This is a genomic window from Candidatus Poriferisodalis sp., from assembly GCF_965214215.1.
In the GTDB taxonomy this organism is placed as follows: domain Bacteria; phylum Actinomycetota; class Acidimicrobiia; order Acidimicrobiales; family Poriferisodalaceae; genus Poriferisodalis.
In genome coordinates, this window is the sequence record NZ_CBDCBD010000003.1 from 2,549,186 (window position 1) to 2,563,588 (window position 14,403).

Sequence of the window (14,403 nt, forward strand, 5' to 3'; positions counted from 1 at the left end):
TTCAAAATAATTATTGAAAATCCAGCAATGAGCTTCAATGTGTTTCACAAATACGGCGATATAGCGCGTAATATTGAAGATTGATGTTGAAATGCGCTGCGGCGGGGCACCGGCGCACTAGCGTTGCTCGCAAGGGATCAGCAGACTCCCTGGAACGTCAATGGCCGAGCGACTGCGAGGAGCGATGATGCCCGAGGTGCCGACTGAGGCGGGCGACGACGGCGCGACGAGCGAGGATGAACCCCAGGCTGCCTACGAGGAAATCATCTGGTTGTCTACCCTGAAGGCGGCGAACCGCATGGGCATCACCACACGGACGCTGTACCGCTTCATCGACCGGGGAGACCTGCCTGCGTACCGGTTCGGGCGTGTCATCCGGCTGCGGCTCAGCGACGTGGACAGGTTCGTGGAGCAGTGCAAAGTCGAGCCCGGAAGTCTTGAGCACCTCTATCCCGAGGCTCGCCTGACCGAACTCGATGACGATCTTGAGACGGTCGACGACGATTGAGCGGCGAGGAACTGCCACCCGCTGACGCTGGTGCGCCAGGGGGCGTGTGGGGCACGATCAGCCCGTTCTTTTGCGCTCGCCCCGATTGGCGGGTCGCCGCGAATCGGAAGTCCTGGCCCGGGGGCCTGGCCCTGTTGTTCGTCATCGGCCTTGGCGGCTCGATCGCCTTGCTCTTCGTCTCGCTGGCAGCAGCGCAGACCGGTTACGAGTCGACCTTGGAAGATCAACTGCTCGCCGAGCCGCTGCTTACCCAGTTGATCCTCGTTGCTGTGGTTGCGCCCTTGTTCGAGGAGACTGCATTCCGCTTGGTTCTCACCGCCCGGCCGAGATTGGGCGCGCTCGCGCTGTCGGGTGCGGCCGGGTTCGTGTACTTCGCGTTCAGCGGCGTGCTCACTCAGATCGTGGCGGCGCTCTTCGCCGTGATCGCTGTCGCAGCGCTCGTGCTGTGGGCCCAGTCGATGATTGCTGGCACCGGGCGGATCGATGCGATCGACGCTCGCGAGCCCACGCACCAACTTTGGTCTGAGCGCGTCGGACGATGGTGGTCGGCTCACCCCCGATGGATCATCTGGGGCTCGATCGGGGTGTTCGGCCTCGTGCACGTCAACAACTTCGACGTGCGCCTGCATCTGGCATCGATCGTGGTGGCACCGCTCGTCGTCGGCCCGCAATTGTGGGTCGGGCTCACGTTCACCATCGCCCGAGTGCGCTACGGGTGGTGGGCCGGACTGGCGCTGCATGCCTTGCACAACTTCTTGGTCTGGAGCGTGAGCAGCGCCCTCAGCTAGATCGGGCTCGTCGGTACCCTTGGCGCCCGATCGGGATTCCGGCACCAGTGAGCTTGCAGATCTTTGACACGATGACGCGGCGCAAGACCGCCTTCGTCCCGCGATCGCCGGACGAGATCTCGATGTACGTCTGCGGGCCGACGGTCTATGACGTGCCACACCTGGGCCATGGCCGCACGGCGTTGACCTACGACATGATCCGGCGGTACTTGGAGTGGTCGGGCTTTGAGGTGACGGTGGCGTCCAATGTCACCGACATCGATGACAAGATCGTCGAGCGAGCCCTGCGGGAGGGTCGCGCCGAGTCTGATGTGGCAGAAGAATTCACTGCGGCATACGACGAGCAGATGGATCGGCTCGGCGTGCTGCGGCCCCACACCCGGCCGCACGCGACGCACTTCATCTCCCAGATGATTGACGTGATCTCCGAGCTGCGGTCGATCGGGGCGGCCTACGACGTCGGGGGCAAGGGCGTGTACTTCGCCGTCGATTCTGTGCCTGGGTACGGCCAGTTGGCGGGCCGAACGCTCGAACAGCTCAACTCCGACGCCGGAGCGCGCGTCGACGTCGACCCCGACAAGCGGTCGCCGATCGATTTTGCCCTATGGAAGGCCGCGCAACCCGGCGAGCCGCGTTGGCCCACGCCGTGGGGAGAGGGCCGGCCCGGATGGCACACCGAGTGCGTGGCGATGTCGCTCAGCGCGCTCGGGCCCGGTTTCGACATTCACGGCGGGGGAGATGACCTGGTCTTCCCTCATCACCAGAACGAATGGGCCCAGGTGACCGCCGCCGGGAAGCCGTTCGCCCGCTACTGGGTGCACAGCGCCATGGTGAACGTCGGCAGCCAGAAGATGGCCAAATCGCTGGGGAACTACACCCAGCTTGCCGACGCGATCGTCGCCGCGGGTGCCCGCGCTGTGCGGTTGCTGGTGTTGCAGACCCACTACCGGCGGGCGATGGAGATGGGTCCCGAGGCGCTCGAAGCCGCCCGCAGCGCCGTAGGCCGGCTCGATGCATTCCATCGCCGGGTCGCAGGTGCCGGCATCTCGACCGCCGCGGCAGCTGCTGTGCGACGGCCAGACATCGAAGGCGGGACCGTTTCCGATCTGGACACCGAAGCCGTGGCGGCGTTCGCAGCGGCCATGGACGACGATTTCTCCACGCCCACAGCACTCGATGTGATCTTCCGGCTCGTGCGCCGTGCGAACACCTCCCTCGACGCTGCATCGTCTGGCGAGGCTTCCCGCTCGACACGAACGGCGCTGCACTTGCTCAGCGTCCTGGGGCTCACGTGCGGTGATGGCGGAAGCGAGACCCGCCTCGACGGCGGGCTGTCCGATGCCGAGGTGGACGCGTTGATGGCACAACGATCAGCGGCGCGATCAGCCCGCGACTTCGACACCGCCGACCGTATCCGCGACGATCTGGCGGCAGCAGGCATCGTCGTCTCCGACGGCTCCGCCGGAGCCACCTGGCACCGCGCCTGAAGCTGAGGGTTCTGCCGCCTCCGCCGCGGACGCGCGTCTCAGCGCGACGAAACGGCGGCGGTTCGCTGCAGCCAGTCGTCGATGAGCCAGCCGGCGATCGACATGCCGCCTCGCGGGCATGGGGGCAGGTTGTCGGCGGTGTACCAACCGGCTTCGACGATCTCTTCAGGATCGATCTCGATCTCGCCGTCCTGCCAGTCGCAGACGAAGCCGCACATCAGCGAGTGCGGGAACGGCCACGGCTGGCTTCCGAAGTAGCGGACGTTGCTGACGGTGAGCTGGACTTCCTCGTACACCTCACGCACCACGGCGTCCTCGAGGCTCTCGCCGGGCTCGACGAACCCTGCGAGCGCGCTGTAGAAGCGGCCGGGAAACTGCCGGCCCCATGCGAGCAGCACTTCGGGCCCGCGTTCAACCAACACGATCATGGCGGGACTGAGCCTCGGGAACGCCATGTGTCCGCACTCGCCGCAGACCTTTGCCCTGTCGGAGGCATTGGTGCTGGTCGGGCTCGCGCAGCGCCCGCAGTAGCGATGGGTTCGTTCGAATTCGACTATCTGTGCGGCACGTCCGGCGATCTGCCAGTGCTCGTCGGGGATGCGCCCGTAGAGCTTGCGCAGCGGCACCGGTTCGAGGTCGCCTTCGTCCAGCGGTGGTTCATCTGCGGGATCCATGTCGACCGCCCAGACACCTTTGCCGTCGAGCACTCCCAGGAATGCTGCAGGGTGCGAAGCGTTACCGACCGGTGCCGCTGGGCTGGCACACAATCCGCCGCCAGGCTCGGTGAACACCGTGCCCGAGCGGATCGGCACCCACACCGCAGAGCTCTCGTCGAGGTCTTCAGGCGGTTGGTTCAGGACCGTGAACACGAGCCAAGTTGAGCACACCGCGCACGCGAGCGCAGTTTCAGAGGTGCTGCCGTCTCGCGGGCCGCGCGGGTCGGTGCGCCCGCTGCGGAGGCGGCCGGACCCTCTGCTCCCGCGATCCAGCAGGTCGCAACGTCGAAGAGTCTCCTGCCGCCTCCTCCGCTATGACATCTGTGCCTTCTGGCTCATGTCCTGCAGGCGGCGCCGTGTTTGATGCACTGGTGGCTACAGGCGGCGCCGTGTCTGATGCTCCGGCGGCTAGAGCCGCCGCCGTGTTTGATGGTCCGCCGCTACAGGCGGCGGACCACCGTCACTACCTTGCCGAAGATGGTGACTTCGTTGGCGGGGCGGATAATCGGGCGATGATCGGCGTTGGCGGGTTCGAGAATGACCTGGCCGTCGGAGCGCCGGTAGCGCTTGACGGTGGCTTCCTCGCCGTCGATTCCGGCAACAACAATGTCGCCCGGTTCTGCCTCGGGCTGGTGACGCGCCACGACGTAGTCGCGATCACAGATGCCGGCATCGATCATCGAATCGCCTCGCACCCGCAGCATGAAGAGCTCGCCACTGCCGGTGAAGTCTGCGGGGAGCGGCAGTAGCTCTTCGACGTTCTGCTGGGCCAGCACGTCGGTGCCCGCCGCGACATCGCCGATGAGTGGTACGTGACGGGTGGGTCGCCTCTCTCCCTTCACGCCGGTCTGCCAGTCGAAGTTGACGATGAGCGCCCTGGGCCGTGACGGATCCCGCCGGATCCATCCGTCGGCCTCGAGCGATCGCAGGTGGCGGTGCACTGTTGCAGGAGAACTGAGATTGACTTGCTCGCCGATCTCGCGGACCGATGGCGGGTAGCCGCGCTCGCGCTGCATCTCGTCGATGAACTCGAGCATGGCGCGTTGACGCTCGCCGAGATGCGCGACCCGCTGATCCGCTGCGCTGATGTTCTTCATTGCCAACCTTTCGTCTCGGACCCCGCGATACCGGACCTTCGTCCGACCTCGTATGCCCGACTTGCCTTTACGATGCCTGTAGTGATTCGGAACCGTCGTTCTAGATCACTACATTAGCAACAAGTGTTCGAGATGGCGCGCAATTGTTCGGGTGCTCAGTGCCTGGAGCGATTCCAGCGCACGAAGAGCACGCCATCGTGGGTGACGACCTGCGCTAATGAGTACGCGCGCGGCGCTGCCGGCGGCACGTGGGCCCGAGCCGCATCGGCGATGCGTGGAGCGTCAGCTCCCACTGTCAAAGGTGCGTGGGTGAGGTTCACCTCGTCCACTAGGTCAGCCGCCAGCAAGCTGGCGTTCAGCGCCGGGCCGCCCTCGCACAACACGACGCGTGCCCCGAGCGAGCCCAAGTGCCGCAGCGACTCCGCGAGATCTACAGACTCCCCGCCGGTGCGTACGAGTTCGGCACGGCCTGCCAGCCGGGCCGCGGCTGCGGGGTCCGCTTCCGCTGTGGTCACCACCAGGGGCAGCGGTGTCACCGTCGGATCCGATGACGGGCTGAACAACGGCAGTTCCGGGTTGACGCTCAGTGAACCGCTGACCACCGCGATGCGGGCCCCAGATCGCCGCGCAGGGCGGTACCGCTCGGCATTTGCGGTGCCCGCGCCGACCAAGATGATGTCGGCCTGCGCGCGCAGGGCCCCGAACATCGTCCTGTCTGGCTCGCTCGATAGCCCGCCCGACAGTCCGTCGATGGCAGCGGCGCCATCGATGCTCGCCACCATGTTGAGCATCACCCAGGGACGCTCAGCGCGCGACGCACGCTTCGAGCCGGCGGCCTGTGCTGCGTCGATCGTCCCCGCAGGCGATGGGTACAGCCGCTCCACGCGGCGAGTCTGCCACCGTTGGGCCGAGCGGGCGTTCGGGGTGGGAGCAGTCATCCACAGGCTGTGGAGAACCTGTCCACAACACTTTGCAGTTGTGCACAGGAATTTCCCCATGAAAGCCCCGATGTTCACTACTTCCCGTCCACAGGCGGGCCGTCGTAGCGTGCGTCTGTCATTGGCGACCACAAGACCGGCATGCGCGTACGCGCGTGTCGAGTGCGGTCAGCGACACTGGTGCAGGAGGTAGGCGGCAGGTGACGATGACCGAGTCGCAGCGGGTACAGGGCGAGAGCCCCGAGCGTCGGTCTGGCGGCGAGCCGCTCGGTCTGCGTCGGCATTTCACTGCTGCGGGCACACATCCGTACGACACCGTGCGTTGGGAACGTTTCGACGCCTCCATTACGAATGCGGTCGACGGATCGGTCGCGTTCTCGCAGCCCGACGTCGAGTTTCCCGCCGACTGGAGCCCCACGGCGGTCAACATCGTTGCCCAGAAGTACTTCCGCGGCACCCTCGGCACGCCAGAACGAGAGCACTCGCTGCGCCAGGTCATCGATCGCGTCGCGGGCACGATCACCCGTTGGGCGCACAGCGACGGCTACTTCGAATCGCCCCGCGAGGCGGAGACATTCGAAGCAGAGCTGTCATGGCTGCTGGTACACCAGCGGGTGGCCTTCAACAGCCCGGTGTGGTTCAACATCGGCGTGCAGGGCGTGCCCCAGCAGGCATCGGCGTGCTTCATTCTCGCCGTCGATGACGAGATGGAATCCATCCTGGACTGGTATGTCACCGAGGGTCGCATCTTCAAGGGCGGCTCGGGGGCCGGTGTGAACCTGTCGGCGTTGCGGGCTTCGTGCGAGCCGCTGTCGGGCGGCGGGACGGCGAGCGGCCCGGTCAGCTTCATGCGCGGTGCCGACGCCTCGGCGGGCACGATCCGCAGCGGCGGCAAGACTCGGCGCGCCGCGAAGATGGTGCTCCTCGATGCCGATCACCCCGACATCGAGGCATTCGTGTGGTGCAAGGCGCGCGAGGAGCGCAAGGCGCGCGCACTTGCCGCCGCAGGTTTCGACATGGATCTCGACGGTGTCGACTCGTTCTCGGTGCAGTACCAGAACGCCAACAACTCGATCCGCCTGCCCGACGGGTTCATGGAGGCGGTCGACGCAGACGGTCCGTGGGAGCTGCGTGCACGCACGAGTGGCGAGGTCACCGCCGCTATGCGCGCAAGGGATCTGCTCGGCCAGATCGCTCAGGCCGCATGGGAATGCGCCGATCCCGGTGTGCAGTTCTCGACCACCATCAACGACTGGCACACCGCGCCGGCCCACGGACCCATCAGCGCCAGCAACCCGTGCAGCGAATACGTCCACCTCGACAACTCCGCCTGCAACCTGGCCAGTCTCAATCTGCTGCCTTTCTTCTCCGACAGTGCAGATGCGGGCGGCTGCCATTTTGACATCGAGGGCTTCCGACAAGCGGTGCGGATCACGTTCATCGCGCAAGACGTGCTGGTGAGCCATGCCGACTACCCAACCGAGCTGATCGGCGAGACGTCCCGGAGCTTTCGTCAGCTCGGCCTTGGCTTCACGAATTTGGGAGCGCTGCTGATGGCAGCCGGTGTGCCCTACGACTCGCCCCACGCACGGGCATTCGCGGCATCGCTGACTGCGCTCATGTGCAGCGAGGCGTATGCGACCTCAGCAGACATGGCTGAGCGGCTCGAGCCCTTCGACGGTTTCGAGGCGAACGCCGAGGCAATGTGCGGCGTGCTCCGCAGGCACCGCGACGCGCTCGGCGGCATCGAGTCGCCGGGCCACGTCGTGAGCTCCGACAGCGCCGTACCTGGGGAGTCTGGGGCGATAGGTCTGGCGGTGATGGCAGAGGATCTGCGCGTCGCTGCGCGCTCACGGTGGGACCGCGCCATGAGCGGCTGCGATGCACATGGAGTCCGGAACTCGCAAGCCACCGTGATCGCCCCCACCGGGACGATCTCGTTCATGATGGACTGCGACACCACCGGGATCGAGCCCGATCTGGGCCTCGTGAAGCACAAGAAGCTGGTCGGCGGCGGCGACCTGCGCATCGTGAATTCAACGGTGCCGACGGCCCTCGGCCGGCTCGGCTATTCCGTCGGGGAGATCGCCGACATCGAAGGGCACATTCTGCAGACGGGCCACATTGCCGGTGCCCCGCACCTGTTGGATGCCCACCGAGCGGTGTTCGCCTGCTCGATCGGCGACGATGCCATCTCACCGCAGGGTCACATCGCAATGATGGCGGCCTGCCAGCCATTTGTCTCGGGTGCCATCTCCAAGACCGTCAACCTTCCCGAGTCTGCAACAGCGGGCGACATCGAAGACCTCATTGTCGAGTCGTGGCGGCTCGGTCTCAAAGCGGTGGCGATCTATCGCGACAACTGCAAAGTGAGCCAGCCGCTGTCGGTCGGGCCCGCAGCATCGGCCACTCTGGCATCGGCCGATGGGGCCACTGCGTCTGCGACCGCTGCGCTGCGGGGAGCGCCTATGCCGCCGCGCAGCCGGTTGCCGCGCAGCCGTCAATCGCGCACGTTCTCCTTCCGTGTCACCGACTGCCACGGCTATATGACCGTGGGCGAGTACGACGACGGGCGGCCCGGAGAGATCTTCCTCACCGTGGCAAAACAGGGCTCCACGCTGGCGGGGATCATGGACGCCTTCGCCATCTCAGTCAGCCACGGCTTGCAGTACGGGGTTCCGCTGCGGTCCTACGTTGAAGCCTTCACCAATATGCGTTTCGAGCCGGCGGGGCTCACCGACGACCCCGAGCTGCGCATTGCCACCAGCATCGTCGACTACATCTTCCGCCGATTGGCGCTCGAGTACCTGCCGTTCGCGCAGCGCAGCGAGCTCGGCGTGCTCAGCGTTGACGAGCGCACCGATCCGCCGCTGCCAGGACTCGAGGGCGCATCAGTCGAAACCGCGATCGGGGCCGAGCCGGCTCCGGACCCCCCGTCGTTCCGGACGGAAACGCACGGGTACGCCGATGCGCCGTTGTGCATGACCTGCGGCGACCGCATGGTGCGCGCGGGTTCGTGCTTTGCGTGCCGCTCGTGCGGCGCAACCAGCGGCTGCGGCTGAAGCTCAGACAACCCGTTCCGTCGTGCAGCACCCAGGTGCGCATGCGTCCGGGCGCGGTCCGAGGCAGCCGACGGTCGGACGATCAGAACGCAAGCCAGCCGTCTCCTCGACGAGATCAGCGAGTGCCTCAACGAACAGCGGGTGGGTGCCGACCGAGCGGGCACGGACCATGGTGATGCCTGAGCGGGCCGCAGTCGCACGAGCGGTGGTGTCGAGGTCGACCAGCACTTCCATGTGGTCCGAGACGAAGCCCAGCGGGACGACGAGGACGGCACGGCAGCTTTGCGAGCCGAGCTGGGCGAGACGGTCGTTGACGTCAGGTCCCAGCCACGGCACCTGCGGCGGACCGCTGCGAGACTGGTACACGACCTCGATCTCGCCGGAAAGGCCCGCCACGTCCGCGACGGTCGCCGCGGCGTCTGCGAGCTGCGCCTCGTAGTCGCACGTTGCAGCCATCCGGCTGGGCAGGCTGTGTGCGGTGAACAGGGTGTGCACGTCGCTGCGAAGGTGCGCGCCCTCAAGCGCCTCACTGATGCGCTCGGCGACAGCCCCGGCGAATCCGGGGTGATTGCCGTAGACGCGCACCCGCGAGAGCTGCGGTGCTCCGGGCACCTCGCCTGCTGCCCGTGCGAGATCCTCGTGGTACTGGCGGCAGCCCGAATACGAGCTGAACGCGGAGGTCACGATTACAGCGGCGTGTCGGCGAACCTCGCCGACCATGTGGCCGACCGTGTCTCGCAGGTACGGATGCCAATTTCGATTTCCCCAGTAGCACGCCAACGGCGTGCCCCGGCGAGCAAGCTCGCCAGAAACCGCCGACAGCAAGGCGCGATTCTGCTCATTGATCGGGCTCACGCCGCCGTGACGCAGATACTGCGCCTCAACCTGGGCGAGCCGCTCTGGCGGAACGTCGCGCCCCCGGGTCACGTTGTGCAGAAAGGGCATGACGTCGCTGGGACCCTCAGGTCCCCCGAACGACAGCAGCAGCACCGAATCGATGGCTGCAGGCCCCAGAGTCCGCTCCCGTGGGGCAGTTCGGAAGTGCAGCACCGTCGCAGGTCTGGTGTGCCCGGCGTTCGCAGCTCGAGCCACATCGCTCGGCTGGGTCACGAGCACGGGCTCGGCGTGTTCGCGCGCTGCCGCCGCCGCCCGACCCGCGGTCTCACCACCACCGACCGTCGCAAGCGCAACAGCACGCGCGCGCCCGGCTGCGATGAGCAGGGGAACCGAACACAGGGCGACCAACATCGCTGCCACGATCGTGGCCCGGTAGCCGGCCCCGTCGATCAGCAAGCCGGCGAGCGGGGGTCCGGCGAGTCCGCCGACTCCGGCGGCGGTGTACAGCGCGCCCAGGACTCCGCCGAGTCCAGCAAGCCCGAAGAGTTCTGCAGCCACGGCCGGAGACAGCGCGATGAACCCGCCGTAACTGCCGCCCATCACGAATGTGAAGATCACCAGGACGGCGTAGTTGTCGCCGGCGAAGAGCCAGATCAGGTAGCTGAGCCCCATGATCGCGAACGAGAACTGGTACAGCCGCATGAGCGGCAGCATCGTGCCGAGCGCGCCGAGCACCAGCCGGCCGAGCAGCGAGGCCAGACCGATGTTGCCGATCAGCCACTGACCTCCCGGTTTGCCGAGGTCCTCCAGGTAGTCGTTGATGAAGATGATGGGGATGAACAGGCTGGCGCTGAGCAGGAGCATGGACAGGTACAGCAGCGCGAAGCTCCGGTTGCGCGCGAGCCCGCGCAGCGACGGCATATCGCTCTGCGGTGCCGCATTGGGGGGTCGCCGAGCGCCGATCGCGGCCAGCAGCAGCAAAGCCGTCGCTGCGACAGCCAGCACTTGAAAGGTGTCTCGCCAGCCGGAGAGCTCGACCAGCCATTCCGCCGTCAGGGCCCCGACGAGCTGACCCAGTCCGATGCCCGCGACTGCCACGCCGAGCGCCGCTGTGCGGTGCCGCTCGAACCACCCGCCGACAACCGAGACCATCGGGACATACGCGCACGCCACGCCGATTCCCACACCGATCACGTAGGTGACCGTTGCCAGCCATAGCTGCTGAGCCACGCTGGTCGCCCACAGTCCCGCTCCCAGGGCGACGGCGCCTGCCACCAGGACTCGCCGTGGCCCGTAACGATCGCCGAGGCGCCCGGTGAACACCCCGAGCACGAAGTAGATGAACGTTGAGACAGCGAAGAGCAGCGAGGTGACGCCAGTGCCGATGCCGAATTCGGCCCGGATCGAGGCGAGTACCACGCCGAAGCTGTACTGGACGCCGAAGACGGCGAAGGTGGCAAGTGACGCAGAGAGAGCGACTCCCCACCCGGCGGCAGAATCCAGCCCGGGGCTGCCGGCCGTGCCGGACGTCGGGCCATCTGCGGGCTGGGAAGACGACGTGGCCATACTGGGTGTGGGCTGCCCCTCGACGCACGAACGCACCGCCGCTGCGGTTACGACGCGAACGGGCACATTACTGCCGTACGGTGAAGGCCGTATGGAGACTGAGGTCATCGAGCGCCCCGACACCCGCACGACCGATGGCGACCACGATCGGTTCTCGCACTATGTCGACAAGACTGCGCTGACCCGCTCAGCGGTCAGTGGCGAAGCGGTCGTGGCGCTGTGCGGAAAGAAGTGGGTGCCCACCCACGACGGCGAGCGCTACCCGGTATGCCCGGCCTGCAAGGAGATCTATGCCCGGCTGCGGAGCTGATCCGCGAAATTGGCTGATACGCCTTCCCGCTCGCGGGCTAGCCTTGGCTGCATCGTGACCGCACCATCCGTCGGCACCCCCGAGTCCCGCCTTGGAGCTCCACCTCAGTGAGCACCGCCAAGAGCGCCGAGCCGTCGAGCGCAGGCGCCTAAGCCCTATGGCGGACACCCAGGTGCGGATTCACGTTCCGGGCAATCATCTCATGATCGGCGTGCTCGGTCAGCGCGATGAGCACCTGCGGCTCGTCGCAGACCATTTCGCCGATGCCGACATACATGTGCGCGGCAACGAGATCACCGTCGCCGGCCCCAACGCGGCGCTCGTCGGTCAGGTCTTTGAGGAGATGGTGCAGGTCCTCGAGGCCGGCCAGCGCATCGAGCCCGAAGTGCTCGACCGCGTCATCGACATGGTTGAAGCCGACGAGAGCCCCAGCGACGTGCTGTCCGCCCCGATCTTGCGCGCTCCCAATGGCAGGGTGGTGCGTGCCAAGAGCGCCGGCCAGAAGCGCTACGTGGAGCTCGTGCGCTCGAACACCGTGACGTTCGCAGTCGGGCCTGCGGGCACTGGCAAGACCTGGCTCGCGGTGGCGCTGGCTGTCGACGCGCTGATGTCGAAGGCTGTGCGGCGCATCGTGCTCACCCGCCCCGCAGTCGAAGCGGGCGAACGGCTCGGGTTTTTGCCGGGGGACCTGATGGCGAAGATCGACCCGTACCTCGCTCCGCTGTATGACTCGCTGTACGACATGCTCGATGTGGACACTGCCGGCAAGCTGCTCGAACGCAAGACCATCGATGTGGCGCCGCTGGCGTTCATGCGCGGTCGCACCCTCAACGACAGCTTCATCATTTTGGACGAGGCGCAGAACACCACACCCGAGCAGATGAAGATGTTCCTGACCCGTATCGGGTTCGGCTCCAAGGTGGTCGTCACCGGCGACCGCACCCAGATCGACGTGCCCGGCGGCAAGAGCGGCCTGCTCGACGTTGAACAGGCGCTGGACGGGATCGAGGGGCTGGCCTTCGCTCGTCTCGGCCGGCGGGATATCACACGCCACCGCATCGTCGGCGACATCGTGGCGGCATATGACCGGCGTGACGCGCAGCGCAACGGCGGCGAGTGAACCGGCTCCGCGGCGGCGCTCGGAAGCCAGCTGTCCCGCGACGGCCGATGTCAGTGCGCACCTCAGCCGCGAGGGTGCCGGCATCGGCGAGCACAGCGTGCTGATCGCTGACCGCCAGAGCGATGTGCAGATCGATTCCGAGCGCTATCGCGTGCTCGTATGCCAGGTACTGGAAGCGGAGGGGGTGCTAACGGGCAGCCAAGCCGCCGTCACGTTCGTTGGCGCCGACGAGATGGCACGGCTGAACGAGACCCACATGGGCCACGACGGGCCAACCGATGTGCTTGCGTTCCCGCTGGACCTCGTGTCAGGCGCGCAGTCGCCCGGCGATCGGCGGGCCGGCCCCGTCATGGCCGGTGACGTCGTCGTGTGCCCAGCCGTCGCGGCGTCGAACGCCTCAACAGGAGCGGGATCGCGCCCGGGCCACGACGGCAGCATCACCGCTGAAATCGATCTGCTGGTCGTGCACGGCGTGCTGCACTTGCTCGGCATGGACCACGCGGAGCCCGACGAGGCTGCGGCCATGCGCGCCCGCGAGTCTGAACACTTGCACAGCTTGTGGAGCCGTCCATGAACTGGGTGCTGGGTGCGGTCGCGGCAGCAATCCTGCTGGCGACGGCCATGTTCCTTCGATTGATCGAGGCGACGTTCGTGCGGCTCGGTCGGGCCCGCGCCTCGGGTCTGGACGAGTCCAACGGGAGCAGTGAACGGCACAACGGCGACCGCGACAACGGCCATGCGAGCACGCCGCCGAGAGCCTCGCTGGAGCAGCTCGTTGCAGACCGTGAGATCGTGCTGGGTCCCGTTTCGCTGCTGCGGGTCCTGGCCCAGGTGACGCTGGTGGGCGGCGTCACCTGGATCGCCGCAAACCGCACGGGCCCGGCGGGCATCATCGTCGCGATGGCCGTGACGGCGATCGTGCTGTTCGGCGTGACCGAGGCGATGCCGCGGCGCTGGGGAGTCGAGGCCAACGACCGGATGGCTCGGGTGCTCGCGCCGGTCGCTCGGGTGCTCGCCCGCACGGGGCCGCTCGCGTGGGTTGCGCGCCTGCTCGCGTTCCCGGCGCGGGCGGTCGGACCCGCCCCAACGCAGGGCGACAGCGGCGAAGTTACCGAGGACGAGTTGGTGGCACTCGCCTCGGCTGCGGCGCAAGCCAGCCTGATCGAGGACAGCGAGGCCGAGCTGATCGGGCAGATCATGGAGCTCGGGGACACGATCGTGCGCGAGGTGATGGTGCCCCGCCCCGACATGGTCACCGTCGGTCTCGATGACAGCGTCGCCGATGCGCTGGAGCAGGTCATCGCGTCTGGCTTCACCCGCTTGCCGGTGACCGCCGCCAGTGTCGACGACCTGCGGGGAATCGTGCTGGCGAAAGATCTCGTCGCCGCCTACCTGCACGGCACGCCTCCCGATGGGTCGGTCACGTGCGCGCAGGTGCTGCGGCCGGCCACCTTCGTGCCCGAGACGAAACGGGTCAGCGACCTGATGCGCGAGATGCAGGAGTCCAAATCTCACCTCGCCATCGCTGTCGACGAGTACGGCGGCGTCGCCGGATTGGTCACGTTGGAGGACATCATCGAAGAGCTCGTCGGTGAGATCGCTGACGAGTACGACGCCGACGAGGCGCTCATACAGGTCGTCGGCGACGATGCGTTCCTGTTCTCTGGCCGGCTGCCGGCGTCACGGCTAGCCGAGGTGCTCGAACTGCGGTTGCCGGACGGCGACTGGGACACGGTCGGCGGCCTGGTGCTCGACCGTATGGGGCACGTGCCCGAGACGGGAGAGAGCACCGAACTCGACGGCTGGTGCCTGTCTGCGCTCGAGGTGGCCGGCCGACGCATCAACCTCGTCGGCGCCCGGCCCAGTGCCGGCTCAGACAGTGCTGGCCCAGACAGTGCTGGCCCAGACAGTGCTGGCTCACACAGTGGGGGATCCGGCGGCTCGGGCCCGCCGGGGGCCGGGTAGCTGCGGGCG

At 67.0% G+C, this 14,403-nt stretch carries 12 protein-coding genes; 8 read left to right on the plus strand and 4 right to left on the minus strand.

The features are described from left to right. Nucleotides 1–160: 160 nt before the first annotated feature. From ACOOF5_RS13780 to cysS, 3 genes are read left to right on the plus strand one after another with little or no spacing between them, the layout of a single operon-like run. On the plus strand, nucleotides 161–508 hold the full coding sequence (locus tag ACOOF5_RS13780; RefSeq protein ID WP_420440094.1) for a helix-turn-helix domain-containing protein: 348 nt from the start codon (nucleotides 161–163) through the stop codon (nucleotides 506–508). Next, the gene (locus tag ACOOF5_RS13785) at nucleotides 505–1,296 is read left to right on the plus strand and encodes a hypothetical protein (RefSeq protein WP_420440096.1); all 792 of its coding nucleotides are present in this window, start codon (nucleotides 505–507) and stop codon (nucleotides 1,294–1,296) included. Before ACOOF5_RS13780 ends, ACOOF5_RS13785 begins: the two co-directional genes overlap by 4 nt. 47 nt (nucleotides 1,297–1,343) lie before the next feature. Further along, nucleotides 1,344–2,783, plus strand: coding sequence for a cysteine--tRNA ligase (gene cysS, locus ACOOF5_RS13790; RefSeq protein ID WP_420440098.1), 1,440 nt, complete (start codon nucleotides 1,344–1,346; stop codon nucleotides 2,781–2,783). A 38-nt stretch (nucleotides 2,784–2,821) separates the two neighbouring features. Here cysS and nudC read toward each other — a convergent pair whose 3' ends face one another. The 3 genes from nudC to ACOOF5_RS13805 all read right to left on the minus strand — a co-directional run bounded on the left by nudC (nucleotide 2,822) and on the right by ACOOF5_RS13805 (nucleotide 5,534). Then, on the minus strand, nucleotides 2,822–3,652 hold the full coding sequence (gene nudC / locus ACOOF5_RS13795; RefSeq protein WP_420440100.1) for an NAD(+) diphosphatase: 831 nt from the start codon (nucleotides 3,650–3,652) through the stop codon (nucleotides 2,822–2,824). A 287-nt stretch (nucleotides 3,653–3,939) separates the two neighbouring features. After that, nucleotides 3,940–4,596, minus strand: a complete 657-nt coding sequence (gene lexA, locus ACOOF5_RS13800; RefSeq protein WP_420440102.1) for a transcriptional repressor LexA — start codon at nucleotides 4,594–4,596, stop codon at nucleotides 3,940–3,942. 155 nt (nucleotides 4,597–4,751) lie between these two features. Continuing rightward, on the minus strand, nucleotides 4,752–5,534 hold the full coding sequence (locus ACOOF5_RS13805) for a dihydrofolate reductase family protein (RefSeq protein ID WP_420440104.1): 783 nt from the start codon (nucleotides 5,532–5,534) through the stop codon (nucleotides 4,752–4,754). A 206-nt stretch (nucleotides 5,535–5,740) separates the two neighbouring features. Between ACOOF5_RS13805 and ACOOF5_RS13810 the strand changes: the two genes are divergently transcribed. After that, entirely contained in the window at nucleotides 5,741–8,596 is a 2,856-nt protein-coding gene (locus ACOOF5_RS13810) for a vitamin B12-dependent ribonucleotide reductase (RefSeq protein WP_420440106.1), read from the plus strand. 3 nt (nucleotides 8,597–8,599) lie between these two features. Here ACOOF5_RS13810 and hemH read toward each other — a convergent pair whose 3' ends face one another. Continuing rightward, nucleotides 8,600–10,999, minus strand: coding sequence for a ferrochelatase (gene hemH, locus ACOOF5_RS13815; RefSeq protein ID WP_420440108.1), 2,400 nt, complete (start codon nucleotides 10,997–10,999; stop codon nucleotides 8,600–8,602). A 91-nt stretch (nucleotides 11,000–11,090) separates the two neighbouring features. Between hemH and ACOOF5_RS13820 the strand changes: the two genes are divergently transcribed. From ACOOF5_RS13820 to ACOOF5_RS13835, 4 genes are all read left to right on the plus strand, one after another. Further along, nucleotides 11,091–11,309, plus strand: coding sequence for a DUF3039 domain-containing protein (locus tag ACOOF5_RS13820; protein ID WP_420440110.1), 219 nt, complete (start codon nucleotides 11,091–11,093; stop codon nucleotides 11,307–11,309). Nucleotides 11,310–11,466: 157 nt separating this feature from the next. Then, nucleotides 11,467–12,429 (plus strand): PhoH family protein, encoded by a 963-nt coding sequence (locus tag ACOOF5_RS13825; RefSeq protein ID WP_420440112.1) that lies wholly within the window; start codon nucleotides 11,467–11,469, stop codon nucleotides 12,427–12,429. After that, nucleotides 12,392–13,003 (plus strand): rRNA maturation RNase YbeY, encoded by a 612-nt coding sequence (gene ybeY / locus ACOOF5_RS13830; RefSeq protein WP_420440114.1) that lies wholly within the window; start codon nucleotides 12,392–12,394, stop codon nucleotides 13,001–13,003. The genes ACOOF5_RS13825 and ybeY overlap by 38 nt, the downstream gene beginning before the upstream one ends. Beyond that, nucleotides 13,000–14,394, plus strand: a complete 1,395-nt coding sequence (locus ACOOF5_RS13835; RefSeq protein WP_420440116.1) for a hemolysin family protein — start codon at nucleotides 13,000–13,002, stop codon at nucleotides 14,392–14,394. The genes ybeY and ACOOF5_RS13835 overlap by 4 nt, the downstream gene beginning before the upstream one ends. Nucleotides 14,395–14,403 lie beyond the last annotated feature (9 nt).

What these genes read in the sequence shown, in the direction of transcription:
- ACOOF5_RS13780 (WP_420440094.1), top strand. Translation starts at nt 161, where the DNA reads ATGGCCGAGCGACTGCGAGGAGCGATGATGCCCGAGGTGCCGACTGAG.
- lexA (WP_420440102.1), bottom strand. Translation starts at nt 4,596, where the DNA reads ATGAAGAACATCAGCGCAGCGGATCAGCGGGTCGCGCATCTCGGCGAG.
- ACOOF5_RS13805 (WP_420440104.1), bottom strand. Translation starts at nt 5,534, where the DNA reads ATGACTGCTCCCACCCCGAACGCCCGCTCGGCCCAACGGTGGCAGACT.
- ACOOF5_RS13810 (WP_420440106.1), top strand. Translation starts at nt 5,741, where the DNA reads ATGACCGAGTCGCAGCGGGTACAGGGCGAGAGCCCCGAGCGTCGGTCT.
- hemH (WP_420440108.1), bottom strand. Translation starts at nt 10,999, where the DNA reads ATGGCCACGTCGTCTTCCCAGCCCGCAGATGGCCCGACGTCCGGCACG.
- ACOOF5_RS13820 (WP_420440110.1), top strand. Translation starts at nt 11,091, where the DNA reads ATGGAGACTGAGGTCATCGAGCGCCCCGACACCCGCACGACCGATGGC.
- ACOOF5_RS13825 (WP_420440112.1), top strand. Translation starts at nt 11,467, where the DNA reads ATGGCGGACACCCAGGTGCGGATTCACGTTCCGGGCAATCATCTCATG.
- ybeY (WP_420440114.1), top strand. Translation starts at nt 12,392, where the DNA reads ATGACCGGCGTGACGCGCAGCGCAACGGCGGCGAGTGAACCGGCTCCG.
- ACOOF5_RS13835 (WP_420440116.1), top strand. Translation starts at nt 13,000, where the DNA reads ATGAACTGGGTGCTGGGTGCGGTCGCGGCAGCAATCCTGCTGGCGACG.